Annotated in this window: 23 protein-coding genes and 1 pseudogene; 13 read left to right on the top strand and 11 right to left on the bottom strand. The window is 50.5% G+C overall.

Annotation, left to right across the window (positions count from 1 at the left end; translation table 11 throughout):
* Positions 1 to 41 precede the first annotated feature (41 nt).
* Complete coding sequence (locus AC5JMP_RS09870) at positions 42 to 743, bottom strand: nuclease-related domain-containing protein (protein WP_495851278.1); 702 nt, start codon at positions 741 to 743, stop codon at positions 42 to 44.
* A gap of 158 nt (positions 744 to 901) precedes the next feature.
* Positions 902 to 1,162 (bottom strand): hypothetical protein, encoded by a 261-nt coding sequence (locus AC5JMP_RS09875; protein WP_495851279.1) that lies wholly within the window; start codon positions 1,160 to 1,162, stop codon positions 902 to 904.
* Positions 1,163 to 1,306: 144 nt separating this feature from the next.
* Between AC5JMP_RS09875 and AC5JMP_RS09880 the strand changes: the two genes are divergently transcribed.
* Positions 1,307 to 1,519 (top strand): hypothetical protein, encoded by a 213-nt coding sequence (locus AC5JMP_RS09880; protein ID WP_495851280.1) that lies wholly within the window; start codon positions 1,307 to 1,309, stop codon positions 1,517 to 1,519.
* Between the two features lie 10 nt (positions 1,520 to 1,529).
* Here the strand turns inward: AC5JMP_RS09880 and AC5JMP_RS09885 are convergent, their stop codons facing one another.
* The 5 genes from AC5JMP_RS09885 to AC5JMP_RS09905 all read right to left on the bottom strand — a co-directional run bounded on the left by AC5JMP_RS09885 (position 1,530) and on the right by AC5JMP_RS09905 (position 4,459).
* Positions 1,530 to 1,922 (bottom strand): NDH complex assembly factor CRR9, encoded by a 393-nt coding sequence (locus AC5JMP_RS09885; protein ID WP_495851281.1) that lies wholly within the window; start codon positions 1,920 to 1,922, stop codon positions 1,530 to 1,532.
* 27 nt (positions 1,923 to 1,949) lie between these two features.
* The gene (locus AC5JMP_RS09890) at positions 1,950 to 2,309 is read right to left on the bottom strand and encodes a cupin domain-containing protein (protein ID WP_495851282.1); all 360 of its coding nucleotides are present in this window, start codon (positions 2,307 to 2,309) and stop codon (positions 1,950 to 1,952) included.
* A 43-nt stretch (positions 2,310 to 2,352) separates the two neighbouring features.
* Positions 2,353 to 2,892, bottom strand: coding sequence for an Npun_F5560 family protein (locus AC5JMP_RS09895; RefSeq protein ID WP_495851283.1), 540 nt, complete (start codon positions 2,890 to 2,892; stop codon positions 2,353 to 2,355).
* Positions 2,889 to 3,887, bottom strand: a complete 999-nt coding sequence (locus AC5JMP_RS09900; protein ID WP_495851284.1) for an NAD(P)/FAD-dependent oxidoreductase — start codon at positions 3,885 to 3,887, stop codon at positions 2,889 to 2,891. The genes AC5JMP_RS09895 and AC5JMP_RS09900 overlap by 4 nt, the downstream gene beginning before the upstream one ends.
* A gap of 260 nt (positions 3,888 to 4,147) precedes the next feature.
* Positions 4,148 to 4,459, bottom strand: a complete 312-nt coding sequence (locus AC5JMP_RS09905; protein WP_495851285.1) for a DUF7734 family protein — start codon at positions 4,457 to 4,459, stop codon at positions 4,148 to 4,150.
* 179 nt (positions 4,460 to 4,638) lie between these two features.
* Here AC5JMP_RS09905 and lpxD point away from each other — a divergent pair, with 179 nt between their 5' ends.
* Complete coding sequence (lpxD, locus tag AC5JMP_RS09910) at positions 4,639 to 5,682, top strand: UDP-3-O-(3-hydroxymyristoyl)glucosamine N-acyltransferase (RefSeq protein ID WP_495851286.1); 1,044 nt, start codon at positions 4,639 to 4,641, stop codon at positions 5,680 to 5,682.
* Positions 5,683 to 5,842: 160 nt separating this feature from the next.
* Here lpxD and AC5JMP_RS09915 read toward each other — a convergent pair whose 3' ends face one another.
* Positions 5,843 to 6,568 (bottom strand): hypothetical protein, encoded by a 726-nt coding sequence (locus tag AC5JMP_RS09915; RefSeq protein WP_495851287.1) that lies wholly within the window; start codon positions 6,566 to 6,568, stop codon positions 5,843 to 5,845.
* A gap of 401 nt (positions 6,569 to 6,969) precedes the next feature.
* On the opposite strand from AC5JMP_RS09915, the gene puuE reads away from it, so the two are divergent.
* The 3 genes from puuE to AC5JMP_RS09930 all read left to right on the top strand — a co-directional run bounded on the left by puuE (position 6,970) and on the right by AC5JMP_RS09930 (position 9,973).
* Complete coding sequence (puuE, locus tag AC5JMP_RS09920) at positions 6,970 to 7,887, top strand: allantoinase PuuE (protein ID WP_495851288.1); 918 nt, start codon at positions 6,970 to 6,972, stop codon at positions 7,885 to 7,887.
* A gap of 122 nt (positions 7,888 to 8,009) precedes the next feature.
* Complete coding sequence (locus AC5JMP_RS09925) at positions 8,010 to 8,609, top strand: prolyl hydroxylase family protein (protein ID WP_495851289.1); 600 nt, start codon at positions 8,010 to 8,012, stop codon at positions 8,607 to 8,609.
* Between the two features lie 47 nt (positions 8,610 to 8,656).
* On the top strand, positions 8,657 to 9,973 hold the full coding sequence (locus AC5JMP_RS09930; protein ID WP_495851290.1) for a hemolysin family protein: 1,317 nt from the start codon (positions 8,657 to 8,659) through the stop codon (positions 9,971 to 9,973).
* Here the strand turns inward: AC5JMP_RS09930 and AC5JMP_RS09935 are convergent.
* Both AC5JMP_RS09935 and AC5JMP_RS09940 read right to left on the bottom strand, forming a co-directional pair.
* Positions 9,956 to 10,615 (bottom strand): class I SAM-dependent methyltransferase, encoded by a 660-nt coding sequence (locus AC5JMP_RS09935; protein WP_495851291.1) that lies wholly within the window; start codon positions 10,613 to 10,615, stop codon positions 9,956 to 9,958. The two genes, AC5JMP_RS09930 and AC5JMP_RS09935, sit on opposite strands and share 18 nt — an antisense overlap.
* A gap of 409 nt (positions 10,616 to 11,024) precedes the next feature.
* Entirely contained in the window at positions 11,025 to 11,816 is a 792-nt protein-coding gene (locus AC5JMP_RS09940) for a PEP-CTERM sorting domain-containing protein (RefSeq protein WP_495851292.1), read from the bottom strand.
* Positions 11,817 to 12,248: 432 nt separating this feature from the next.
* Here AC5JMP_RS09940 and AC5JMP_RS09945 point away from each other — a divergent pair, with 432 nt between their 5' ends.
* From AC5JMP_RS09945 to AC5JMP_RS09970, 6 genes and pseudogenes are all read left to right on the top strand, one after another.
* Positions 12,249 to 14,837: a DNA polymerase III subunit alpha gene (locus tag AC5JMP_RS09945; RefSeq protein WP_495851293.1), complete on the top strand. Its 2,589-nt coding sequence runs from the start codon at positions 12,249 to 12,251 to the stop codon at positions 14,835 to 14,837.
* A gap of 37 nt (positions 14,838 to 14,874) precedes the next feature.
* The gene (locus tag AC5JMP_RS09950) at positions 14,875 to 15,462 is read left to right on the top strand and encodes a Uma2 family endonuclease (protein ID WP_495851294.1); all 588 of its coding nucleotides are present in this window, start codon (positions 14,875 to 14,877) and stop codon (positions 15,460 to 15,462) included.
* A gap of 25 nt (positions 15,463 to 15,487) precedes the next feature.
* Positions 15,488 to 16,834, top strand: coding sequence for a helix-hairpin-helix domain-containing protein (locus tag AC5JMP_RS09955; protein ID WP_495851295.1), 1,347 nt, complete (start codon positions 15,488 to 15,490; stop codon positions 16,832 to 16,834).
* Between the two features lie 309 nt (positions 16,835 to 17,143).
* On the top strand, positions 17,144 to 17,704 hold the full coding sequence (locus tag AC5JMP_RS09960) for a hypothetical protein (RefSeq protein WP_495851296.1): 561 nt from the start codon (positions 17,144 to 17,146) through the stop codon (positions 17,702 to 17,704).
* A 353-nt stretch (positions 17,705 to 18,057) separates the two neighbouring features.
* A pseudogene (locus tag AC5JMP_RS09965) lies at positions 18,058 to 18,567 on the top strand (IS630 family transposase); the annotation flags it as partial.
* Positions 18,568 to 18,680: 113 nt separating this feature from the next.
* Positions 18,681 to 19,064, top strand: coding sequence for a helix-turn-helix domain-containing protein (locus AC5JMP_RS09970; RefSeq protein ID WP_495851297.1), 384 nt, complete (start codon positions 18,681 to 18,683; stop codon positions 19,062 to 19,064).
* Between the two features lie 57 nt (positions 19,065 to 19,121).
* Here the strand turns inward: AC5JMP_RS09970 and AC5JMP_RS09975 are convergent, their stop codons facing one another.
* Positions 19,122 to 21,572 carry a GH116 family glycosyl hydrolase gene (locus AC5JMP_RS09975; RefSeq protein ID WP_495851298.1) on the bottom strand — a complete coding sequence of 817 codons (2,451 nt, stop codon included), beginning with the start codon at positions 21,570 to 21,572 and terminating at the stop codon, positions 19,122 to 19,124.
* Between the two features lie 381 nt (positions 21,573 to 21,953).
* Between AC5JMP_RS09975 and AC5JMP_RS09980 the strand changes: the two genes are divergently transcribed.
* Both AC5JMP_RS09980 and AC5JMP_RS09985 read left to right on the top strand, forming a co-directional pair.
* Positions 21,954 to 22,496 (top strand): gamma-glutamylcyclotransferase family protein, encoded by a 543-nt coding sequence (locus AC5JMP_RS09980; RefSeq protein WP_495851386.1) that lies wholly within the window; start codon positions 21,954 to 21,956, stop codon positions 22,494 to 22,496.
* Between the two features lie 502 nt (positions 22,497 to 22,998).
* A complete protein-coding gene (locus AC5JMP_RS09985) occupies positions 22,999 to 24,462 on the top strand; it encodes a GAF domain-containing sensor histidine kinase (protein WP_495851299.1) in 1,464 nt (487 codons plus the stop codon).
* Positions 24,463 to 24,471: the final 9 nt, after the last annotated feature.

Below are 24,471 nucleotides of genomic sequence, written 5' to 3' on the forward strand. Positions count from 1 at the left end.
GATCGCACTACAGTAGATGACATGATCCCGCGAGCTTCTGCCTAGCCGAGAGATCTCAAAAGCAAGACTAACGCAGATTTCTCTACTACATAGACTTTTTGTAACTTCTCTGATGCGATCGCCACTTTAGCGTCAGAAAAAGCCACAATTGGGGTCACAAAATTCAGTTCTTTTTGTTTCTTGACTTGTAGAGCCTGTTTCTTAGCTTGGTTGAGAAAGTTTTTCTCGAATGAATACTTTGAATTTCCAACTCGTCGATATAGCTGCTGCCCATCTGTAATCACTTCACCTCGATGGGATTTGACATCAATGACGTAGGCTTTATTCTGAGGAGAGATACAAACGATGTCAGCATCGCCTAATTTATTCCCCAGGCGCATTCCATACTCAATTTGCCATCCTTCTTGCGTGAGTTGTGCTATGGCTTGAGCAATATCTTCTTCTCCTCTAGCGCCTTGATCGGCGTGGTTGGCTCGTTTCCATAAGTAAGTGCCATTCATCACCAAGCCCATAGCGATGACAATAGAAAAAATGTACAGGGCAATAGGCAATTGAAAAGCTTGAGGAGGTTGGGATGGGTTTAGTGAAGAGATCTGTTTCAAAAAGCGCTCAGAAGCTTTGCTCAAAAAGAATGGCAAGAAAATTACTAACCCAGCAGAAGTGAATGAGGTTAGCGCCTTTATGCGTCTTTTAACAGCCAAATCTCGAATATTTTGTCCAGCCTTGCGATCGAGTTTTGGCATCAGGATTTAGCCCGAAAGGTGAGTTTGCATTCTTTATAGGTATGCCCACTCACCAGAGTCCCATAACTCTGATTAATTCATTTTCATTAGAGTGATGATATTTAGGTAAGAATTTTTGTTGCACGAGGCTTTAAAGGCAAGATGGCAGTCCGATCGCCCTACTCTTCATCTTCTGCCTCATCTACTTCTTGATTGACCGTTCCATCTAAAATGCGTTGAAACAAATCTTCGGGTGTAATTCCGCGTTTTTTAGCAACGTAAGCCAGCGCGTCATCAATTTCAGCCTTTCTTTCTCGAATTCCATAGCTAATCAGATCTGCAACTTGAGCCGATTTGCTGCGAGTGTTCAGCCAAGCCCAAACGGTCAGCCAGTCATCATCATGTTCACTGAGTGGCCCTATTGGGAACCGTTTAGGCATAGCTCTCATAGACAGAATTGATTCATTTAAGTCGCAAATTGAAACAAAATTGCTTCTTTATTTTGTTTTCTGATATGCTTGATCTCAAGCTAAAACCAGTGCGTCCCCTGGAAAGTTCTGCACTGGCTCAAGCTCCAACTTGCAATGGAGATAAGATTCATTATGCCCTATCGAGACAACCTCAATAGGTGGATTGTGGTGCGATTGTTGCCCAAAATGCAGCGCATTGTCGTAGCGCGTTGCCGCAACGAATCTGATGCCGATGGCTACGCCCGCGTTTTGCGCCGACTCATGCCCGAAGCAACGTTTATTGTCGTGTTTGATGGCGATCTCCCTACTGAAACTCAGGAAGACTGAATCTCATCAGCTAATTTTTTTCTAACCGCAGTTTTGCCTCCTGCTCAAACCAGTTAATTACCTGCGGCACCGTCAAATCTTCGATTGCCCCGCTCTCCGTCAGCGCGATCTGCTTCAGCGGCTTGAAGGATGAAATCACAAGCTGCGTAAAGAAACCCTTGAAACCCTCATCAAAGGCGGGATTTGCCTGAAAAGTAGGGTCTGCTGCCACCCAATCGGCAATTTGCTGTGAGTCGAGATCGGCGATCGCCACCCCATACTTCTGGGCAATCAGCTTCAGCGATCGTAAAGAATACAGCGCCACTCGCGCCGAAAACTTTTCCCGCGAAGTCATTAGGGCACGATCGACCTCTGCAACTTCCTCGAAGGTCAAAAACTCTGGCGGTGTAGGAGAGTTGAACATAGTTCAGGGAGCCGTTTTTTGAAAGACCTAGATTTTACTCAGCTCCAGCACGGTACGCTCATTTTGAACGTTGCCCGTGTTCACAACTGAGGCAGGCTCAAACAGCATCACATGCACCTCTTCAGAGGCAACGGGGCGATGCTCAACGCCCCGCGGGACGATGATGAATTCTCCTTCAGTCAGGTCGATCGTCCGATCGCGGAACTCCATTTGAAAGCTGCCCTTAATCACTAAGAACATCTCGTCTTCCTGCTCATGCTGATGCCAGACAAACTCACCCTGAAACTTAACGAGCCTGACTTGCTGTCCGTTCAAATCGCCAACCACATGCGGGTTCCAGTGATCCTGGAATAGGCTGAGCTTCTCGGCTAAATTAACTTTTTCCACGTTTATTCAAACCTAACGCTAGTCTAGATCTTAGCCCAAGCTCTTAGCCCAGCGTTGGCAATGCCACAGAACCCGATGGGAATGTGGGCAAATCAAGCTGAGTGCCCCGTCGGCTGCGGACTGCCAGACGATAGCTGACGCTTTGCAGCTCGGCATGAAGCTGACGATTTTCTCGCTGCACCAGGCTAACTTTTTCTTTGATAGGAGCCAAACGCCGCTCAAACTTTTCTCGGTAGATGTGGGGCATCTCCTGCACTACCTTTTCGAGCATCTTGGAGCGATCGCCCAATTCCTGAGCGGTCTGGCGGAGCTGGTAGATTTCGCTATCGCGATCGGCAATTTGAGCCTGATAGAACGTCACCTGCTGCTCAACGCTCTGAAGCTGCTCTCGCAAGGCGCGCATTTCTGCCATTTGCCGCTCCGAAACTTCGGGCGCAGGCAGCGCAGTCTCATTACCCTTGACGAGGCGAAATAGCTCCTGTGAGAGCTGTTGAACCAACTGATCCCGCATTTGCAGCTCTTCCCGCAAGTAGGCAACTTCGGCTTGCAGCTCAGGAAAGGTCAGCGTTTCTGATTGAGTCACGATTTTACTCCAATGAGGTTTTCTTCCCAGCGACGCGGCGGCGAAGCCCGTCGAATCTCCCGCCAAATTGCTGTAGCAGCTAATGTACCATCTGCAACGGCGATCGACACCTGGTTGATCCCTTCTTTTATATCTCCAACTGCGAAAATGCGATCATGAGATGTGCGACACATAGAGTCGGTGAGGATGTTTTTGCCGTTTCGCTCTAGCGGAATATCCCGCAGGTATTCATCGTGATACTTAGAACCCATCGACACCAGCCCTGTTTCCAAATCAACCGTAGTGCCATCGGCAAGCTCCACACCCGTCATTTCATGATTCTGACCCAGGAATTGCTTAATCGGCGTTTCCACTAGCGGGTAGCCGTGCTCCTGGAGCTTTTGTCGCATCTCTGCACCCACCTCTACCTGTCCATTGGTGAACACGGTCACATAGGGCGTGAACCAGTTCAGCACAAAGGCGGTATTAATCGCACCTTCGGAGCCGACAAACAGACCGCATTTCTTATCCGCCATCTCGTAGCCATCGCAAATCAAGCAAACATGTAAGTTGTAGCCCGCATAGTCAAACACATTCTGCATATTCTCAAGCTGGGGCAGCGTGTCGATGATACCGCTAGCCGCAATCAAATATTTGCTGCGAAACACGGAATGGCTGCTGTCCTGCTTGCCCAGCTTGACTTTGACGGCAAAGGTATCACCCTCATCCGTGACATCTTCCACATAGCCCCGCAGGTGGTCTGCGCCTACCTCCAGCGCGTGATCCTGTCCATTTTGCAGGACGCTGCGCCCTGGCGTGTGGGGCTGTAGACCCAAATAGTTGGTGACATCTTGCATCCAAAACGATCGCCCTTTCCCTTTCTCAATCACTAGACAGGACAAGCGGTAGCGCTGAAGATAAATAGCCGCCGACAGCCCGCCAATGCCGCCGCCGACGACAATTGCATCATAGACATGGTCAAGCCGCTGATCCAAATTCTTCTTAGAGAGCTTCATAGGGCAAAGTTGCAAATATCCAAAACCTGTATTTCAATTATGCAATGCTTCTCTGGGAGCCAGATTGGCAAACCCTTAATGAATGCTGAATTTTCTAAGGCTCAGTCGTTGTCTCAAAGCAGGAGGCGAAAGAGCGCTGCTAATCTCTGGGATTAGGTTTAGTGGGGGCTGCGCCCCCACTAAACCTAATTTGCAAGAGGTCTAATGCCGTTGAAAGAAGTCACTGAAGCTCTCTCTCGTGAAAGCCCCGCTGAGTTCAATCAAACCCCGGCTGTTGCTAGTAAATCCTGCATCTCTACCCAGGTCAGCCCTTGCTGAATATACTGTGGACGGTCGGGTTGATAGGGTGCGACCAGCCGATCGATCGCCACAATTTTTGCCGCTTCAGGCAGCATTGGCACATCAGGATCATAGGCAGTCGATCGCATGAGAGAGCTAGAGAAACCCTTAAAAATCATAATCTCATCTGCTTCGCCCGCAATTTCTGCGGTGACAAGCAGGACTTCTTGAGGGCGCTTCAGAGTATATTGTTCTAGACGAAAGGCGATCGGGCGATTCACGGTTTCCTTCACAATGAAAAGGCTTAAACAAGAATTCTTTATAAGAATAGCGCTGCTTACCAAAACATGTTTTTAGAGCATCAGCATCCTGATGGGTTTCATGCCCCCTATGGCTCTAGGCATGAAAAATTTGATTGTATGAGAAGTTTGGGCGGCAGTATCTGGCTTCAGACAAGTGGGAGATTAAGAACATGAAATTCAGTGAATTAGTTGCTCGATTGAAAGCCGCTGAGCATAGCCTCATCCTGAATGCCGCCTGTGATCCTCATCTCACAGGGGTCAAGCCTCTAGAAGATGCACAGGCAGAAACCCTGAGCTACATTGAAGGCGAGAAATTTGCGGCACAGGTCAACACTACTGCGGCAAGTGCGCTCATCCTGCCCCTAGATCAAGCGCTACAAACCCAAGCCACCGATCGCCAGATTGCTTGGATTGCCACTCGCGAACCGCGTCTGCTGTTTGCCCAGGCGATCGCTCTGTTCTACCAACCGTTTCGTCCGGCTCCCGGCATACATCCTACTGCTGTCATTGATCCTTCAGTGCAGCTGGGTGAAAATGCGGCGATCGGGGCGCATGTGGTGATTCAGGCAGGAGTGATTCTAGGAAATAATCTCTGTATCCATCCCAATGTCGTGATTTATCCCGGCGTGACCATTGGCGATCGCACCCTCCTACACGCCAATTGTGTGATTCAGGAACGCACTCAAATTGGCTCGGATTGCGTCATCCACAGCGGCGCAGTAATTGGCTCGGAGGGCTTCGGCTTTGTGCCTATTCCTGAGGGCTGGCTGAAGATGGAGCAGTCGGGCTACGTGGTGCTAGAAGACGGTGTAGAGGTAGGCTGCAACTCCACGATCGATCGCCCTGCCGTAGGCGAAACGCGCATCGAGCGCAACACCAAGCTCGACAACCTGGTGCAAATTGGACATGGTTCTAAAGTAGGCAAAAACTGCGCCCTAGCAGCTCAGGTTGGTCTGGCGGGAGGAGCACAGCTAGGCGATCGCGTCATTCTGGGGGGACAGGTCGGAGTTGCAAACCACTCTCACATCGGCGATGGCGTACAGGCGGGCGCACAGGCAGGCATCCATGGCACCGTAGCACCTGGCACCGTGGTTTTGGGTACACCTGCCGTGCCCTACAAGCTGTACCTCAAAGCCTCAGCTATTTACAGCCGCCTCCCAGAGATGCATCGAGCGCTGAAGCAAATTCAGAAGCAGTTGGGTTTAGGTCAGTAAACAAACTTGGATTCAGTAAACAAACTTATAGCAACCGCCAAGGCGGTTAGGACAGGGACGTTTGTTGTGGGGCGCTCCGCGCCCCACAACAAACGTCCTAAGCAAACTGGTGACAGCTATAGGTTTTGGATTCAATCCAAAACCCAAAATCCCTCAATGACTAGGGACAAACGCTCAAGTTACTGCTCAATCCACCTGGCGTACTGCCTACGGAACCTTGAGAGATCCAGCCCACGCGATTGCTCCCATTCAAGCTGGTATAGGTCACTTTCACATAGATAGTGTTCCGAGCCGTCTGAGAGGGTGTAGGTGGCGTTGTGAAATACACTTTGCTGCCACCCGCCGGGCCGTCTGCCTGACCGTTATAAAGCTGTTTCTGCGCGGTTATAGGGTCTGAGTAGGCATAGAGTCCGTTGGGCGCAGTTGCCGTGCGAATGATAAAGCAACTTCCTGTAACAGGGGGGGTGCCACAGGTTGCCAAAGTTGACGATCGCAGCCATCCTACAACGGGCGTTTTAATTTGAGCCACGCCCCCAATTCCAGCAATGTCGCCCAGTACTCCTGTGAGTGTTACCTGTGAACCCGCATTTACCGTACCCACGCGCTGGTTGACAGGCCCTAGCGCCGTGTTTTGAAAGACTTCTGTGGTCGCGTTAGCCTGACGGCAAGTGCCGATATAGCTAGCCCGCTCATACAAAGGCGCATCGCCAGGAGCGGGGGCGCTAGGAGCAGGGGCAGGGGCGCTAGGGGCAGGAGATGGTGCGGGTGAAGCCTGGGCTAGCTCGATCGCGCTGACGGTAGCGGAGGCTTGTAGTCCGCCGATTGCAGTGATGAAGGCGGCTGAAACCAAAGCGTATCCTATTCTTGAGACTGTATTGAATTTCATGTCAAAAAACACTCCTCAGATTCACAACCTTTAGCTTGATGGCGTAACTGCCGCAGAGTTTACCATGCCTGAGAAATCGATCGCGCCCCACGCTGCAATTTTTAATCCTCTGCAACTTGGTAGTCCTTAAGGGGTAAGAATTTTTTGTTGCGTGGGCAAAGCCCACGCAACAAAAAATTCTTACCTGAGTAACGCTAACCGCAACTTTTTAAGGATAAGTTTTTAAGGATACTGCTTGAGAGTGGCAATTCAAGGTTCAATCCATTTGCATACTCCTGCACAAATCATGACTTATGACTGTCGCCAGTTTGTTTGGGACATTTACAGTGAAGCGCCTCGCACCTCACTGTAATGTCCCCGCCCTAACCGCCTTAGCGGTTGCTATACCTAGGAGTTAACCCATGACAAATACTTACCCTCGCGATCTAGTAGGCTATGGTCGTCATCCGCCCCACCCCAAGTGGCCAGGTCAAGCGCGGGTGGCAGTGCAATTTGTTATCAACTACGAGGAAGGCGGCGAAAGCTGCGTTTTGCATGGCGATCAGGCAGCAGAGGCTTTCTTGTCTGAGGTCGTAGGAGCCGAGCCGCTCCAGGGTGTGCGGCATATGAATATTGAGTCTATTTATGAGTACGGCAGTCGGGCGGGCTTTTGGCGGCTGCACCGGATGTTTACCGATCGCCAGATTCCCGTCACAATCTACGGCATAGCCATGGCGCTAGAGCGCAACCCTGAAGCCGTAGCCGCCATGCTGGAGGCAAACTGGGAAATTGCTAGCCACGGCTATCGCTGGATTGACTACAAGTATTTCAGTGCTGCTGCCGAGCGGGAGCATCTGCAAAAGGCGATCGCCATCCACACGCAGGTGACAGGCTCTCGACCGCTAGGCTGGTATACCGGACGCAACAGCATTCATACTCGTCGGCTTGTGGTTGAAGAAGGCGGCTTTCTCTATGACGCAGATAGCTATGCCGATGACCTGCCCTACTGGCTGCACGACTACGGTAAGCCCCACCTCGTCATTCCCTACACTCTAGACAGCAATGACATGCGCTTTGCTAGCGCTCAAGGCTTCAACTCAGGCGATCAATTTTTCGCCTATTTGAAAGACAGCTTCGACGTACTCTATGCCGAAGGCGAAACTGCCCCCAAAATGATGAGCGTGGGGCTGCACTGCCGCCTTGTGGGCAGACCCGGACGCGCAGCGGCTCTAGGGCGCTTTCTAGACTATGTGAAAGGGCACGATCGCGTCTGGCTGTGTCGGCGGGTTGACATAGCCCGTCACTGGCATGAACACCATCAGCCTAAATCATCAGCCTAAGTGAGGGATGTGGGAGAGTAGAGAGTGGCAGTATAAATTCGAGATAATAGCTTAGGCTTTTCTCTATTCCCCATTCTCTCGCAAAGATTTAGCATGTACTTCACTCTACGAGCGATCGGCTAATGGCTTCTCAAACCCTAACTTCTTTGGGTCATGAAATCTTTCTGGTCAAGGACTTGCTAAATTCTTCTGCTTGCCAGCAGATTATTCAGGTGACTCAGCAGTGCCAGCTTCAGCAAGCCGATATTCTGATTGAAACGGTTAATAATCAGGTTCGGAGTAACGATCTGCTGAGGTTGGGTGGCTCCGATCCGCTCTTACAGTCTGCAAATCAGCTCTTGTTTAGCAAACTGGCGATCGTTCAGCAACTCCTTCAGCAAACCTATGGCGTTAACTTTCCCTTCGCCGAACCCTGCACGGTTTTGCGCTATCAGGAGCAGCAGTTTTACAAGCGCCATATCGATAATATTTTGTTAGGCAGCCGCTTTCAAGAACTTGATCAGGGCATTCCCACCCGCGATATCAGCATTGTCGGCTACCTGAATGATGACTTTGAAGGAGGCGAAACTTATTTCGATCGCCAAGACCTTAAGATAAAGCCAGAAGCCGGGGCAGTTCTGGTTTTCCCGGCATACTACACCCATCCGCATGAGTCGCTGCCTATCCTCAAAGGTCAAAAATACGCGTTCACGAGCTGGCTGTTTCATGGTAATTCAATCTAGATGACGAGCAGTTTAGAGCAGCGCTACCATTTCATGAAAGGATTGCAATGATTTTTGAGATTTTGGGTATTTTTCTGCTGATAGTTGCCAACGGGATTTTCTCAATGTCAGAAATGGCAATTGTTTCAGCCCGTAAAGCCCGCCTCCAGGAGCAGGCCGAGCAGGGAAACGCTGGGGCAAAAGCGGCGCTGAAGTTAGCAAACTCACCCAACAATTTTCTGTCTACGGTTCAGGTGGGCATCACGCTGATTGGCACGCTGACCGGGGTGTTTGGCGGTGCATCCTTCTCCGAGCATCTGGCATTTTATATTGCCATGATTCCAGCACTAAAAGATTCCAGTGAGGCGATCGCCCTTACCCTCGTCGTGCTGATCATCACCTACCTGTCACTGATCATTGGCGAACTGGCTCCCAAGCGTTTGGCGCTGAATAACCCAGAAAAAATTGCGGCGATCGTAGCGGCTCCCATGCAGGTAGTTGCCAAAATTGCCGCTCCAATCGTCTACCTGCTTAGCCTTTCTACCGAGGCTGTTCTAAAGCTGTTTCGTGCCAATGCACCCTCTGAAGAACCTTCGGTAACGGAGGAAGAAATTAAGGTTTTAGTTCGTCAAGGAGCTGAAGCAGGTATGTTTGCTGCCGCCGAGCAGGATATGGTAGAACGGGTGTTTCATCTGGGCGATCAGCAGGTAAACGACCTCATGACTCCCCGCCCTGACATCATCTGGATCGATCTGAATGATTCGGCTGAGGTCATCCGCCAGAAGATGATCGAGTGTCGTCATAGCCGCATTCCGGTCTGCCAAGATGCCTTAGATAACGTCATGGGCATTGCGCATGTTGCCGATATTTTGGCGCGGAGCCTTGCTGGACAGCCGATCGATCTGGTTACTTTACTTCGCCCGCCTCTGCTGATTCCAGAAAGTACCCATGCTCTGAGAGTGCTGGAATTGTTTAAGCAGTCGGGAACGCATATAGCCCTTCCGGTAGATGAATATGGCGTGATTCAGGGGCTTGTCACTCTCAACGATGTCATGGAGGTGATCATTGGAGATGTTCCCTTTGCCGACGATCCGCAGGAGTCTAGCATTATCCGCCGAGAAGACGGCTCTTGGCTGGTAGATGGCATGCTGTCTAGCGACGAGCTGAAAGAGCTAATCGCCGCAGATGAGCTACCCGGAGACGATCGCGGTAACTACCAGACCATTGCGGGTTTTGTGATTATGCAGCTAGGGCATATTCCGCGATCGTCCGACCATTTCACCTGGGGAGGCTTCCGCTTTGAAGTAATGGATATGGACGGCAATCGGGTAGACAAGGTGCTGGTCATGCCTTTACGGCAAGAAGAGCTATCGCTTGAGGGCTAGGGTCAAGCCGTCGGCGATCGCCAGTAGGCTGAGAGTAATTCGCTCATCCTGATGCAGCTTTTGATTAAAGGCGCGTATGGTCTTAGTGCGGCTATCTTGCGTCTGCGAGTCGGCAACTCTGCCCGACCAGAGGACATTATCTATGGCAATCAGTCCGCCCGGACGGACTAACTGTAGCGATCGCTCATAGTAGCCGTCGTAGCTACTTTTGTCGGCATCAATAAAGGCGAAGTCAAAGGTGCCTGCTTCGCCTGCGGCCAGGAGCTGATCGAGAGTTTCGAGCGCAGGGGCAATCCGCAGGTCGATCTTGTCAGCAACTCCTGCCTGCTGCCAGTAGCGCTGGGCGATCGCCGTATATTCTTCGCTGACATCACAAGCAATGAGCTTGCCATCGGGTGGGAGGGCGATCGCGACACAAAGCGAGCTATATCCAGTGAATACGCCAACTTCCAGCGCTTTTTTGGCTCCCATTAGCTGTACCAGCAATCGCATCAATTGTCCCTGCTCAGGTGCAATCTGCATCTGGCTCATAGAGTGAGTTGCCGTTTCTTGCCGCAGGCTTTTCAAAATTTCTGGCTCTCGCAGCGAAACAGAAAGCAAATAATCCTGTAGAGAATCTTCTAAAAAAGTCTTGCCAGCCATCTTGATCTATCCTGACATTTTAAGGACCATACCCAGTCTCACATGCATTAAAAATCGGGCGTTGCTGATCTCTAGGATAATTTTTTGTGTGATGTGGCAACCGCCAAGGCGGTTAGAACGGGGACATTTTGGGTAGGGCGCGAAGCGTCCCACCCTAAATGTCCTAAGCAAACTGGCGATAGCTATGGCATTACGTAATTGAGTTAGGACGAGTTATCTTTTGAGAGCCGCGCTCCGCGCGGCTCTCAAAAGATAACTCGTTGGATCTAATCGCGTAGCGCTATGTACCAGAGGGGCGCAGAGATCAGCCATGCCAAAAATCGCACCTCTTGAAAAGAGGTGCGATGGAAACCCTATGCCATGTCACTTAGATTTTGATGTTCTTGATGCAGCGGTGCGCTGCCTTCTGCTATGCCACCTTAGCGCGACGGCGCTGGCGTAAGAAGAAACCACCCACCGTCATTAATCCCATAACAACGCCAGGTTCAGGAACAGACTCTGTGTTGAAGTTGAACTTGCCTGAGCCTTCGTGGAAAGAGTGATTGTCGGTTTCAAAACCGCCGCCGCCAGCTTGAGAAATGACGATTTTGTTGAAGATATCATCTTCGCTGTCTGCATAGAAATGCACGTAGCCGTTGCCCTGGTAATACTTGCCATTTTGCTGCTTCTGGGCGCCCGCTTCATTGGTGCCAGAATGCAGAGCCGAGTAGGTAGCAAAACCGCCTGCCTGATCAATATCCTTCGTGTTGAAGCTACGAACTAACTTGTCGCCGTTATAGAAAGAGTAAGTGTTTCCCGTATGAGCCGCACCCCAGTTAATCCCAAAATAGTTGAGGTTCTTTGCTAGGTTGATGATGACGTTATCACCCTGAAACGCTGCTAGGTAGCTGGACGTGTTCTTCTCGCCCTCTGCTCCTACGGGTGCCCACATATCTGAGCGGACGCTGCTGCTCTGACCTTTGTTAGAGAAGCTATATTTGGCAAATCCGTCGGTGGGTGCTTTGCCAGAGTTAAAGTCAACGGTCGTAGTACCTTTGAGCTTGGCGAATTCTGAGTACGCACCTTGATTGGTGAGTCCAGTAGTGGGATTTGCGACACCATCCGTGACTTTGAAGGAGAAGGCTTGAGCAGAGTTGGCGGACAGAATGGAAGCGATCGCTGCCAAAGCAGCAATTCCAGCGGTGAGTTGACGAAGCTGCATTTTTTCTGAGTAGGTGAACTGACAATCTCATTATTGACTTCTAACCTCAGCTAAGAGCTGAGCAGAAGCACGGATTTTGCTTTGCTCGCAACTTAATCAAAACTTGATATTTCAGCAATTTTCGGCAATAAAGATTAAGCGTTCAACAAGCTGCTCTTCTCACATTGCCACCCACATTGCCATATTGATCCTAAAATTGACCCTCAATTAGGTTGAAACCTGCGGCGGTAGAATTGCCTTGATACGTTTATACTAATTTGAGTTGGCTAAATTTTAGTTCAACTGCACTTGTGCTGAGCCTTTCAGCTCTTAAAAAGCGCTACGGGTAGGGGCATCTGTCAACAAATCTCAATAAAATTGCTAGATATAGCATCAAAGATCAGTTAATCTTATCTCAACCTTGCACCGGGTCTGAAACCGAGATTGAGAGCTATGTCCTTTGTTGGTCTACATATTCACAGCGACTACAGCCTTTTGGACGGCGCAAGCCAGCTTCCAGAGCTGCTCGATCGCGTCGTAGAGCTGGGGATGCCAGCGATCGCCCTTACGGATCACGGCGTCATGTATGGGGCGATCGAGCTGTTGAAGGAGTGTAAAGCTCGTGGCGTGAAGCCGATCGTCGGCAACGAGATGTACGTAATCAATGGCGACATCACGAAACAGGAGCGCCGTCCCCGCTATCACCAGGTAATCTTGGCAAAGAATACCCAAGGGTATAAGAATCTGGTCAAATTAACCACAATTTCTCATTTGCAAGGCGTTCAGGGCAAAGGCATTTTTTCGCGCCCCTGCATTAACAAAGAGCTGATCGAGCAGTACCGGGAAGGGCTGATTGTCACGAGCGCCTGTCTGGGAGGAGAAATTCCCCAGGCGATCATGCAGGGTAAGCCAGAGATTGCCCGTCGCATCGCCCAGTGGTATCAAGAGCGGTTTGGCGATGACTACTACCTGGAGATTCAGGATCACGGCTTGCAGGAGGAGCGAATTGTCAATCCTGAGATTATTCGCATTGCCCGCGAAATGGACATTAAGCTGGTTGCCACCAACGACTCCCACTATATTTCCTGCTTTGATGTAGAAGCCCATGACGCGCTGCTGTGCATTCAGACTGGGAAGCTGATTAGCGAAGAGAAGCGGCTGCGGTACACGGGCACCGAGTATCTCAAGTCGGCAGAAGAGATGCGTTATCTCTTCCGCGATCACCTGCCGGAAGAGGCGGTAGAGGAGGCGATCGCCAGCACGATGGAGGTCGCCGACAAGATCGAAGAATACGACATTATGGGAAAGCCTCGCATCCCGGAATATTCAGTCCCCGAAGGCTATACCAAAGACAGCTACCTGAGGGCAATTACCCGTCAAGGCTTGATGGATCGCTTTGGCTATGAGTCCTATGACCAGGTAGAACCCTTGTATCAAGAGCGGCTAGAGTATGAGCTGCAAATGATGCACCAGATGGGTTTTGATGCCTACTTTCTCGTGGTTTGGGACTACATCAAATATGCCCGCGATCACGGCATTCCGGTAGGACCAGGTCGCGGATCGGCAGCGGGTTCTCTTGTGGCTTATTCCCTGGCAATTACTAACATTGACCCGGTGCATCATGGCTTACTGTTTGAGCGATTTCTCAATCCCGAACGCTTCTCGATGCCAGATATCGATACAGACTTTTGTATCGATCGCCGCGATGAGGTGATTAGCTACGTGACGGATAAGTATGGGAGCGATCGCGTTGCCCAGATTATTACCTACAACCGCATGACCTCAAAAGCGGTGCTGAAGGACGTGGCGCGAGTGCTGGATATTCCCTATGCGGAGTCCGATCGGATGGCGAAGCTGATTCCCGTTTCGCGGGGTAAACCAGCAAAGCTGAAGGTGATGATTTCAGAGGGCACCCCTGCACCAGAATTTAAGGCGAAGTATGACAATGATCCAAGGGTTCGCCACTGGCTCGATACGGCAATCAAGATTGAGGGCACTAACAAGAGTGTGGGGATTCATGCGGCAGGTGTGGTGATTTCCTCGCATCCGCTGGATGAAGTCGTGCCGCTTCAGCGCAACGCTGATGGCTCTGTGTTTACGCAGTATTACATGGAGGACATTGAGGCGCTGGGGCTGCTGAAAATGGACTTCTTGGGACTCAAGAACCTAACAATGATCCAGAAAGCGGTGGATCTGATTGCCCAAAATCAAAATGTTGTGATTGATCTCGATCATTTGTCTCTGGACGATCCAAAAGTTTATAAGCTGCTGTCGCAAGGCAACCTAGAAGGTATCTTTCAGCTTGAATCTTCAGGAATGCGGCAGATTGTCCGAGATCTAAAGCCGTCCGGATTGGAAGACATCTCTTCGGTACTGGCGCTGTATCGACCGGGACCGCTGGATGCAGGGCTGATTCCCAAGTTCATTAACCGTAAGCATGGGCGAGAAAGAATTGAGTACGAACACCCAATCCTAGAAACCATTCTCAACGAAACCTATGGGATTATGGTCTATCAAGAGCAGATTATGAAGATCGCTCAAGATATGGCGGGCTATTCCCTAGGGCAAGCCGATCTGCTGCGGCGAGCAATGGGCAAAAAGAAAAAGTCGGAGATGGAAAAGCATCAGCAGATCTTCATTGATGGGGCGGGCAAAAACGGCGTTAAGGCAAAAGTTGCCACCGATTTGTTTGAACAAATGGTGATGTTTGCAGAATATTGTTTGAGCTATGAAATGCCCGTACTCACCGTTGAATATGGCGCTTTGCCGATCGGTAAAATTGTCGAGAATCAGGTTCAATGCACGGTTTACAGCGTTAACAATCATGGCTACATCTATACTCAACCGATCGCCCAATGGCACGATCGCGGGCAGCAAGAAATCTTTGAGTATCTGTTAGAAGATGGCTCAATTATTCAGGCAACCAAAGATCACAAGTTCATGACAGAAGCGGGACAAATGCTGACGATCGATGAGATTTTCCAGCGAAACCTGGACTTGAAGCGGGTGGAAGTGCGATCGCCCGTTCTTGCGGGTCGGTAATATGGGAGATAGTTTACTCAATCCTCTCAGAGACTCTATGGTGTTTTCTCCGCCCCAACTCAAGTCGCTGCTGTGCCTGACAGACGATGAATACTTTCTCCTGTGTCAGGCAAATCCTGACCTAAGAATTGAGCGTAACTCTAGCGGAGATTTAATTATCATGTCCCCTACAGGTGGTGAAACGGGTCATCGGAATATTGAAATTTCCTTTCAGGTACAAGCCTGGAGTCGAACAAACGATTTAGGATTTGCTTTCGATTCCTCTACGGAGTTTAAAATGCCCGGAGGCGCGAACTATTCTCCTGACGCAAGCTGGGTGAGGCGCGAACGCTGGAATGCCCTGACTCCAGAGCAAAAGCGCAAATTTCCGCCGTTGGCTCCTGACTTTGTGATTGAATTGCGATCGCCCTCTGATTCCATCGGCACGCTGCGCGTCAAGATGCAGGAATATATCGATAACGGCGTACGGCTGGGCTGGTTGATTGATCCCAAAAATCGGCAGGTGGAAATTTATCGATTAGAACAGGAAGTTGAGGTTCTCAAAAATCCTGAAACGCTTTCTGGTGAGGATGTATTACCCGGCTTTGTGCTGGATTTGAAACCTATTTTTGCAGATGTTGAATAACTTATTAAGTAACTTATAAATAGCTATGGTTAAAATTATTAGTCGTCAATCTTTAGGGATGCAAGCTGTTTATGACATCGGCGTTGAACGAGATCATAACTTTGTTTTAAGTAGCGGTTTGGTTGCCTCTAACTGCTTCAATAAATCTCACTCGACCGCCTATGGCTATGTCACCTATCAGACGGCATATCTTAAGGCAAACTACCCGGTTGAATACATGGCGGCTCTGCTCACCTGTAACAGCGGTGATCAAGACAAAGTGCAGAAATATATTGCTAGCTGTGTCAACATGGGCATCCAGGTGGAGCCGCCGGACATCAACCGATCGGGCGTAGACTTTACCCCCCTACAAACCACCATTTTGTTTGGGCTGTCGGCAGTACGGAATGTGGGAGAAGGGGCGATCGAACATCTGCTGATTGCCCGTGAAGAGGGTGGCAAGTTCAAATCTTTGGCGGATTTGTGCGATCGCGTGGATTCTCGCACCGTTAACCGTCGAGCCTTGGAAGCACTAATTCAGTGCGGCGCGTTAGATAGTTTAGAGAGTAACGAAACCAATCGAAATCAGCTCATTCAAGACTTGGAGCTGTTGCTAGAGTGGGCACAATCTCGCGCCAAAGATCGGCTGATTGGACAGGGCAATCTGTTTGATTTGTTTGGGGGTGCGACTGCCGCTTCTAACAAGTTTGAGACGGCTCCTAAAGCACCTGCCGTACCCGACTATCCGCCTCAAGAAAAGCTGCGTTTAGAAAAAGAGCTTTTGGGTTTTTATATCTCAGACCATCCGCTGAAGTCAATTCAGCAGGCGGCTAGAGTCCTGGCACCGATCAACCTTAGCGATTTGAATGACAAACCCGAAGGCGTGATGCTGAGCGCGATCGCCATGGTCAGCACCATTAAACCGATCGTGACGAAACGCGGCGACAAAATGATGGCGCTGCAAATTGAAGACCTGAGCGGACAGGTTGAGGCGGTGGTCTTCCCAAAATCCTTTGAGCGGATTGGCGAACTGTTGCAGGTCGATGCGCGGCTGATGCTCTGGGGCAAAGTAGACAAGCGAGACGATCGCACTCAGTTCATCATTGAAGATGCAGAGCCGATCGATGATGTCTGCATGGTGATGGTGGATCTAGAGCCGCAGATTGCCGGAGATGTCGTGAAGCAACATCACTTGCGCACGGTATTACTAGAGCAGCGCGGCGATGAGGATAAAAGCAAGATTCCGGTGATTGCGGTAATTACGGGGAACGATCGCCGTGAGCTAGTGCGGCTGGGGGCACAGTTTCGAGTCCAAGACCACCAAGCAACGGTGAGTGCGCTAATGAAGGCAGGATTTCAAGCTCGAACCGAGCCGCTTGTTCAGGCATCCTAACGATTTCCTATCCACAATAGACCTCTTGCAGATTAAAGTTTTGGGATTAGGTTTAGTGGGGACTGCGCCTCCACTAAACCTAATTTGCAAGATGCCTATTAACTAAAACGGCTGATCTAGAAGATCGATCGCAAAGTCTTCCTATTTTCCCCATAGCGCTACGCGCTCAGATCCAATTAGGACTTACGCAGAGGAGATGGTGGTGGAGAGCCGAGATGCGTGGTCAATTGCTAGAGTCAGGGTATGAAAGAAACTGTCACTCGGCTGGACTAATGTCAATATCTGCTCGTCAGCCAGATCAATTATAGGTTGACTAATTTCGCAGACCACAGCGAGAAGTTTTCCCACGACGAAATTAATCGATATCTAGGTGGGGAGAAAATAACGCCTCGTCTGGTGTGGGAAAACGTTAGCTCTCAGGTGATCCAGACTTCCACGGGATATCTGTTGTTTGACGACACAGTGCTCGACAAGCGCCACTCCTTTGCAATTGACCTAGTCCGACGGCAGTACAGTGGCAATGCTCATGGAGTCCTTAAAGGGATTGGAGTGGTCACTTGCGTGTACGGCAATCCAGAGTTGGATCAATTCTGGGTCATTGACTACCGGATTTACGACCTAGTGGGAGACGGCAAACGTAAGCTCGATCCTGTCAGCGAGATGTTGAGCCATACGGTCTATCACAAACAACTGCCGTTTCAAGCCGTGCTGATGGACACTTGGTATGCCACCAAAGACCTAATGCTGTTGATTGAGTCCCTCCAAAAGGTTACTACTGCCCGCTCAGAGACAATCGCCATGTTGATGAATCAGGAGGGCAACAGTCCTACCAACGAGTGGATTCCCTCAACTGGAGTCAGAGTGAACTGAGGCAGGGTAAGCGCATTACAATCAAAGGCTTTCCTAAAGACCACAAAGTGCAGTGTTTCCGGGTTGAGGTGTCCACCCACCGCACGGACTTCGTTGTGACCAACGATTTGGCTCAAGATTCTACAGAAGCCGCACAACAGGCCTGTGGCTTGCGTTGGAAGATTGAGCAACTGCATCGTGAGACTAAGCAGGTCACTGGCTTAGAGGCTTGCCCGTGCCGCAAAGCCCGGATTCAGCGCAGCCACATTGGCTGTGCCTTTCTGGTTTGGGTGCGGCTTAACGCTTTGGCAAAGCAGGCAGGGCAGACTATCTATCAACTTAAACATGGCTTGCTCGAAGAGCTGAAGCACGAAGCATTTCAAGAGCAATTAAAGAGCAAGTCAGCCGCTCAGGTTGTCTATGTGGATGAAGCAGGCATTGATAACCGAGAGGAGCATCCCTATGGCTACTGCGAGATTGGGCAACGCTTTAGTGCAACTCAATCAGGCAAACGCACCGAACGAGTCAGTTGGCTTGCCGCGCTCAAGTAAGGGGAGATCTTTGCCCCGATGACCTTTACAGGAACCTATAATCGAGATTTATTTGAGTTGTGGTTAAAGGACTGCCTGCTGCCAAAATTGCAAAGTGGAGATGCGATCGTCATTGACAATGCGAGTTTCCATCACTCTGCCTATATTGAGCAGATCGTGGCAGCCGCCGGATGTGAACTCTGGTATCTGCCTCCCTATTGCCCAGATTTGAACGATATCGAGCATTGGTGGAGTGTACTGAAAAACTGGATGAGACAACGATGGGATGAATTTGATAGCTTCCGAGATTGCGTGGATGCTGCTTTTAACGAGCGTCCTAACGTTTACCCGTAGTGCTATAGAACAAATCTCTGGCTATAGTTTCAGTCTTCTTGCAGGGAAGTGCTGATGAAAGTCCTTGAGTCGAACCCAACCGCAACCGCGGAACAAGTGGCGTTTCAGTCCCCTTGCAGGGAAGTGGTGATGAAAACTTAACATTTCAAGAGTTGTTGATTCTATTTAATACAAGCGTTTCAGTCCCCTTGCGGGGCATTAGCCAGAACAAGCTGGCAGTCGCACTTGGAATCGATCGCTCTGCGGTATTCAAGTGGGTTCATGATCAGCGAGAGCCGACTTCTGAAACGATCGTGGAAATCGTCAAAGTTTTGAAGCAACTTGATCCCGATGCAGCACAAGAATTTGTTCAGCTTTATTTAGGCAACCTGCTATGGCAACCGCCAAGGCGGTTAGGACGGGGACATTTAGGGTGGGGCGCGAAGCAGCCCACCCTAAATGTCCTAAGCAAACTGGCAACAGCTATAGAAGCCTCAGAGAAACTAGAGAATGAATAGGGCAGACGCTTTGACGCGATCGCCGAACCCTATTGCTCACAAGCCCATGCTCACAGGTCATCCTGGCTTAGGCAACAGACCATAGACTCCCCAAATTGCCATTGCCCGCAGATAGTGGCTCGCGCGGAAGGTTTGAGCCGCGGTGATTGCCTCCGGCGTACGAAACTGTAGCCCATGCTCATACACTTGCTGCACTACGGCTTCTGTGATCTGCATCGCCTCATCGCGCATTCCCATCTGCACCAAGAAAGCTGCCAAACCAAAGTTGATGCCTGTCCAAACTTCTAGCGGGTGCGTATCTTTGGGATTGACAGGCGACCCATCCAGCTTCACTCCATTAGCGGCTCCTAGCTTACCGTCGTGAAACTTGAGAAAGCAGGAGTCGTAAATGGTTGCTAGCGCTGACTGGGCACAGGCGATCGGCACCACGTCGGGCAAGCCCAGCAGTCGCGCATAGAACTGACCGCAAAGCTGATCAGCCATCACCACATCGGAACCGCTGTCGCTATCCAGTCGGTAGTATTCTCCATTCCAGAGTTTTTCCTGGTAGATGGGACGAGATTGATCCAGCCAGGTTTGGTAGATCGCGATCGTCTCCTCCAAAGATGCGATCGCGATCTCTGCCACCGGATGCTTGATTAGGACTTGAGCAATGGCGATCGCGGCTTCCAAAGCCGCAATCCACAGACCGCCGCAATAGGCGCTCACGCCTTGCAATCGCCAGTCATCGAAAGTTTGGTCAGGTGCGCCTGAGTTTTCGGGAATGCCGTCGTTGTCTAGGTCAAAAGTTTTGAGGTAGGCGATCGCCGCCGTCACGGCTGACCAACACTCTGCCAAGAACGCATAGTCTGTGCTGCCCGTTAGCACAAAGTCGCGGTAGACCTGAAGCACAAAATCGCTGCCCAAATCCTTCCAGAGATTGCAGTCCTGGTAGCTGGTGTAGTTGGTCTTTTCCCAGACATGCTCGTTGGGTGCGCCCAGATCGTGGGGAGTGGCGTTTTTAGCTTTGCGCAGGGCTTCGGGACTAGGCTTGCCGATCGTATAGTAGTAGCCAATTGTGCGAGTGCGATTGTCCTCGGTCGGAATAGCGCGGGCAAAGGCGCGCAGAATCGCTTTGTCTAGGTCAGGGAACAGCATGAGCAGGGCAAAAGAGCCGTAGAGCCTCACATCTAGGCTTTCGTACCAGCGATAGTCCAGGCATTCCAGCACGGCAAATTGCCCGACCGGATCGCGATCGCTTGCCGCGCTCCACAGCGTCCCGCCGCTGGTCAGGTCGTATAGCTCGTTAAACAGCGCCATTTTGAACCAGTCCGGCAGGTCAGCCCGATCGAGAATCGGCTGCTGCCACTGTTGAATCTGCTGCTGCCAGGAGAGATGATTTTGCAGCGCAGTCTGAGCGATCGCCCAGGCATTTCGTCCATTGCGCCCAAAGAAATCGGTGTAGCGACGGTAATAAATCACCCCTTCGGCAAACTCTGTCACCGGAAAATCCCACGCCACCGCGAAGGGAATCTGTCGGGTTTCGCCAGGGGCTAGGGTGAAGCGCAGGGCGATCGCCCCAGCAACCCGTTCGCCTTGAGCTGCGGGCGTTGCGTCAGCAACATTGGGTAAGGAGCCGTCTTGAGAAAACGATTGCCAGACTTCGGCTCCGTCTCCTGCTGGATTCCAGCGCATATGGTGAAAGACTTCGACGTTAGCAGCTTCCGCCAGAATTGCCCACTGCCCTTCGCCTTCGGCAGGACTCTCAGATAGATTGCCACCCATGAGGCATCCTACATAGTCCGCTTCAGCACGCCACTGATTAACATTGCCTTGGCTTTCGCCTAGACGCGGCTGATACTCATAGACCGGACTGCCATCATCTCGCACCTTCACCTCTGGAGACTTCTGGCTATTGGTAAACCAGCCCACCATGTTTTCCCAGGTCAGCATGATGCTAAGCGTGAGGGGGCGATCGCTAGGATTATGCGCCGTCCACTGAAACAGCGCCACCGGATAGCTGGTTTCCTGGTAATTCTCTGCCCAAATCGGGGAAAATTGCTCACAGGTCAGCTCCGCCTGAAGCACATTTCGGTAGACAAACCAGCTTCGCGGATACAGCGCCGAATACTCGCCTGTGGAGCGATCGGGCAACCCTTCACCTGCCGCCTGACTCGCCGGATAAGGAGTCCAGGACGGTAGCTCTGTTTCAGGAATCTCCGTTGAGAGGGCATAAGCCTGAGTTTGCTCATCTGCTTGCTCAAAAATGCTGAACTGACAGGCAGACATATTGCGAAACAGATGTTCGCCACCGTCAATATGCCAGAGATTAAAATCACCGCGAGACGATCGCCCCACACAGCCTGCCCCAAAACCGCCCAAGGGCATCCCATGCCATGCGCCGTCATCAATATTGCTGGAATAGCGCACGGTGTAGGGATTCGTCCAGCCTAGCCCGATCGCCCGACTCCAGGCACAGCTTGGAATATTGGGATTTGCAGATGTCGTAGAGGAGTAGGATTCAGTCATTTCATAATTTTGCTGAGTCTTATGATTTTACTGAGTCGTGGCTCTCAGAAGCGGAAAGATGCTGATTATCGATCTTCACCAGCGGATTCCAAAAATCTACGGTATTCTTATCGGAATACGTTACATTGCTGAACTGTAACGGTTAAAATCTGGGTATGGCTGTCGCCAGTTTGCTTAAGACATTTTGGGTGGGGCGTAAAGCACCCCACTCAAAATGTATCCTTTGTAACCGCCTTGGTGGTTGCTATACATTGATAGACTTCTGGGATAAAATTCTGGTCAGAAAATTACGCCTTCTATCGCTGAGAACTCTAGCCCCTTGTGGACTCTACCGATAAAACCATGCAGATTATTTCGTCGCATTGCCCTGAGACAGGAACCATGCAGCCCTCAGCCAAGGGATCACAACTGGCAGCCCATTCGCCAGAGCCAATGTTCTACTATTTTGCCTATGGCTCCTGCATGTGCCCAGTTGATTTGAAGCGATCGCTCGACGAAAACACCCATGATTACGTAGTAGGTACAGCGACGTTGAGGGGCTACCGACTGGGTTTTTTCCGGCGATCGCAGCGGCGCAACTGTGGCGTACTAGATATTGTCAGAGATAGCGGCTCCGTAGTAGAAGGCGTGCTATATCGGCTGCCCATGCGACTAAGCGATCGTCTGGATGAGCGAGAAGAAGGCTACAGCCATGAGGCGATCGAGGTTCATAGCCAGGGACAGCGATTCGTCAATGTCAGAACCTACACGGTGATTGAGAAGCTTTCTGAAGAACATGCGCCCAATGACTGGTACTTCAGCGTGGTGTTGCGCGGCGCAGTTACCTGTGGCTTGCCAGAGCAATATTGCTGGAATTTGTTCCATCATATGCATCAGCTTCAGCAGCGAGACTCTAGTCCACCTCAGATGCTGCAAGTAGTGTAGCCCTAACTCTCAGGCTCTATGTTGCGGTTCTCAATGATTCCTGAGATGCGTCATGAGCCGCGTTAGGATATTTACGTTGATCTATCGATTTAACAGTGCAGCCTTTTGAAACTCCGAAAGCTGCCTCCAGAAATCTGAAACAAGCTACTATCAGCACTGATCTTTAGAAAACCTACAGCACATCGGATTTACCGATCGAGCTTAAAGTTGCCCCTCTGCTGCTCCCTCACATTCGAGCATTCAAGTTATTTGGAAGCGCTGCATCAGTGAAGCTGAATTTATTTCAGTAGAAATTTGATACAAATGCTACTTCAAGTTCAGTAGAGCTACTGAAAAAATATTTCTCTTAAACTCTCCAAACCCCTAGAAACCCTGAACTTTACTCTATCTACACGATCGGTGGTGATCACCTGAAGAGTCAGGGAATGATGAATACATTGAACCACCATCGGAACTATACCGAATCGGTGGCTAGTATCGCAAATGCAAGGATGGGGGTGTCATGTTAAACCCTGATATGAAGTTGTCTTGTCGGTTAGATCATGAACCCACATCTGAATGGGAGCAACAGCGGCTGAAAATACTAGAAAAAATGGGGTTGCTAGAGCTGGAAAGCGTTCCAGTTTTTGAAGAAGCAACCCAAACGGCTGCCCATTTTCTAGATATGCCCATCTGCATTTTGGGCGTATTGGATAGCGATCGCCATCTATTCAAATCTGCTGTGGGTTTGTCTCGGATTGGGCTAATGAACAGCATGGCTAGCTCTCGTCAGTTGCCACGCGCAGAATCTTTCTGTACCTATGTTGTGGACAGTCAGCAAGTTTTAGCTATTTCCGATACCACCGCCAACCCCGTTTTTGCCAATAGTTTGCTGACGCAGCGCTATGGCATTTACTCTTACTTGGGCGTGCCTTTGATGACCTCAGAAGGGCATTGCATCGGGACTTTGGCGGTCATGGGGCTAAGCCCTCGCGGCTTCACCCACAAAGAAATTGAGCTATTGCAGCTCACGGCCCGCTGGAGCATGAGCGAATTTGAGCGCGATCGCCTCCTCAAGCTGTCTCAGGGGGCGCACCTGCCAGCCGTCCTATCTAATCTCAATCCCAGTCCCAAAAATTTAGAAATTCCATCTTCTGCCCTACAGACTTCTGCCAAGACCGATCTGATTTCACAAATGACTCAGGAACTCTGTACGCCTCTCACCTCAATCTTGGGGATGGCGCGTGTTTTGAGTCAGGGCATCTATGGTTCGCTCTCTAGTAAGCAAAAAGAATATATTGAAATCATTCACAATAGCGGGCAGTATTTACTTTCTTTAGTCAATGAAATTATAGAATTAGGCGCACTAGACGACAGTACGCGATCGCTTAACCTCAGTCCAGTCGATATCGAAATGCTGTGTCAACAGGCGATCGCCGCTCTTAACCAGGCGGTTCAACGCCGAGAACAGCAGATTCAGCTAACGATAGAACCCGGCAACCGCGTTTGGCTACTGGACAAAGACAGGGTGCGCCAAATGCTCTATCATCTGGTCTTCAGCGTTGTTCAGTCCTCCAGTGCCGATAGCGTCATTCGGATTCATGTTTCTCGTCGTCACAGTTCTCTCAACCTGACTATATGGACTTCTCACCCCTGGCTGGGGGATGGCTTACCTCAAGCAGAGCTTGTGGCGCTACATTCGTCCTCAGCTCCTCCCAGCAGCCTCACGCGAGGTCATGTTTTGGAGCGATCGATTGAAGATGAGCTAAGAGAACCCTCTTTCAGCGGACAATCGGTTCAAGAATCTACCGTGCAGGAGTTAACGGAGCTATTGAAGTTAGATGGCTCACGTCAGAGCCTGGGGCTGAGTCTAAGCCGTCAGCTGGCAGAGATGCATGGAGGGTCAATATCCATTCGCGGTTCCGCAGAAGATGGCTACCGCTATGTGATTAAGCTGCCCCAGATGCAGGCTGAAAAAGAAGATTAAGGGGAGAGG

The organism is Drouetiella sp. (assembly GCF_059504425.1).

Coding starts and splice junctions, on each gene's coding strand:
- AC5JMP_RS09985 (WP_495851299.1), top strand. CDS start 22,999: ATGTTAAACCCTGATATGAAGTTGTCTTGTCGGTTAGATCATGAACCC.
- AC5JMP_RS09940 (WP_495851292.1), bottom strand. CDS start 11,816: ATGCAGCTTCGTCAACTCACCGCTGGAATTGCTGCTTTGGCAGCGATC.
- AC5JMP_RS09900 (WP_495851284.1), bottom strand. CDS start 3,887: ATGAAGCTCTCTAAGAAGAATTTGGATCAGCGGCTTGACCATGTCTAT.
- AC5JMP_RS09915 (WP_495851287.1), bottom strand. CDS start 6,568: ATGAAATTCAATACAGTCTCAAGAATAGGATACGCTTTGGTTTCAGCC.
- AC5JMP_RS09950 (WP_495851294.1), top strand. CDS start 14,875: ATGGTGTTTTCTCCGCCCCAACTCAAGTCGCTGCTGTGCCTGACAGAC.
- AC5JMP_RS09925 (WP_495851289.1), top strand. CDS start 8,010: ATGGCTTCTCAAACCCTAACTTCTTTGGGTCATGAAATCTTTCTGGTC.
- lpxD (WP_495851286.1), top strand. CDS start 4,639: ATGAAATTCAGTGAATTAGTTGCTCGATTGAAAGCCGCTGAGCATAGC.
- AC5JMP_RS09885 (WP_495851281.1), bottom strand. CDS start 1,922: ATGTTCAACTCTCCTACACCGCCAGAGTTTTTGACCTTCGAGGAAGTT.
- AC5JMP_RS09955 (WP_495851295.1), top strand. CDS start 15,488: ATGGTTAAAATTATTAGTCGTCAATCTTTAGGGATGCAAGCTGTTTAT.
- puuE (WP_495851288.1), top strand. CDS start 6,970: ATGACAAATACTTACCCTCGCGATCTAGTAGGCTATGGTCGTCATCCG.
- AC5JMP_RS09945 (WP_495851293.1), top strand. CDS start 12,249: ATGTCCTTTGTTGGTCTACATATTCACAGCGACTACAGCCTTTTGGAC.
- AC5JMP_RS09975 (WP_495851298.1), bottom strand. CDS start 21,572: ATGACTGAATCCTACTCCTCTACGACATCTGCAAATCCCAATATTCCA.
- AC5JMP_RS09875 (WP_495851279.1), bottom strand. CDS start 1,162: ATGCCTAAACGGTTCCCAATAGGGCCACTCAGTGAACATGATGATGAC.
- AC5JMP_RS09935 (WP_495851291.1), bottom strand. CDS start 10,615: ATGGCTGGCAAGACTTTTTTAGAAGATTCTCTACAGGATTATTTGCTT.
- AC5JMP_RS09980 (WP_495851386.1), top strand. CDS start 21,954: ATGCAGCCCTCAGCCAAGGGATCACAACTGGCAGCCCATTCGCCAGAG.
- AC5JMP_RS09930 (WP_495851290.1), top strand. CDS start 8,657: ATGATTTTTGAGATTTTGGGTATTTTTCTGCTGATAGTTGCCAACGGG.
- AC5JMP_RS09870 (WP_495851278.1), bottom strand. CDS start 743: ATGCCAAAACTCGATCGCAAGGCTGGACAAAATATTCGAGATTTGGCT.
- AC5JMP_RS09880 (WP_495851280.1), top strand. CDS start 1,307: ATGGAGATAAGATTCATTATGCCCTATCGAGACAACCTCAATAGGTGG.